At 58.6% G+C, this 817-nt stretch carries 2 protein-coding genes; both read right to left on the bottom strand.

Annotated elements, in window-relative coordinates:
* Positions 1-149: 149 nt before the first annotated feature.
* A complete protein-coding gene (locus OGY09_RS00280; RefSeq protein ID WP_097488403.1) occupies positions 150-701 on the bottom strand; it encodes a host cell division inhibitor Icd-like protein in 552 nt (183 codons plus the stop codon).
* The coding region (locus OGY09_RS00275; protein ID WP_286589733.1) for a helix-turn-helix transcriptional regulator at positions 698-817 on the bottom strand (120 nt) is incomplete at its 5' end. The genes OGY09_RS00275 and OGY09_RS00280, both read right to left, overlap by 4 nt.

Here is an 817-nt window from a genome sequence, read left to right as displayed (position 1 = left end):
GTAAATCACGGAGGTGAGCTGTAACTGCTGCGCAGGGTCACGACGAACGGTGGCGCAGTCCTGCACCTGCATCAGGTCGCTGACGAGCTGGCCGACATTGCGCATATGCTCCAGACATTCGAGGTCACGGGCGGTAATGGTGGTGTGTCTCATGCGCGCACCTCCGCAACCGGCAGACGGCCAGCGAACGAGAGAACGTAATCGCGAACAAGAGAAAGGCGTGCGGCGTGCTCATCACCGGCAACGGTGCGAAGCATACAAATACGGGGTTTACGGTCTGCGCGACGAACGGCGGCAAACACAAAGACAAACTGCGGGTGTGACGGGGTGAGGGTCGTAGCCATAAGGGCAACCTCCATTGAGTAACGGTTATCGCCACCACCGGAGCTGCAAATCTCATGGGTGGTGGCCCGGACGGGGTTTGCAGTACCGGCCTCAATGGATACCGGCCAGCCCGAAGGCTGCCCCGCCCGGGTCACCATTATCTGACAGGAGCCACGGTGTAAACACCACAGCCCGAAAAATGGGTGTGCCTGAGCTACGACGTAAAAAAAGACGCATGGCGCGTCCGGTGTCGCCATTGAGTTACACGGGCTGCAAATCCCGGCTGCCGATTTTGCGGCAGCGGGAAAACTATACCTGGAAACGGCGAAAAGAAGCAAGCCAGAAAAAGGGGCTGTTTGCTGAGTGGTTGTCATCATGCGTCATAGCCCCGGTTGCGCTCGGCAATGCGATCCGCCATCCATGCGGTGATTTCAGACTGCGCCCACGCCACGTTTTTCCCACCGAGGGAGATTTGTTTCGGGAAAGCTTCCCG

Source organism: Citrobacter sp. Cpo071 (genome assembly GCF_030332765.1).
GTDB lineage: Bacteria > Pseudomonadota > Gammaproteobacteria > Enterobacterales > Enterobacteriaceae > Citrobacter > Citrobacter portucalensis.
The sequence above is the reverse complement of the archived record's forward strand: the minus strand, read 5'-3'. Positions and strand labels throughout refer to the sequence as shown.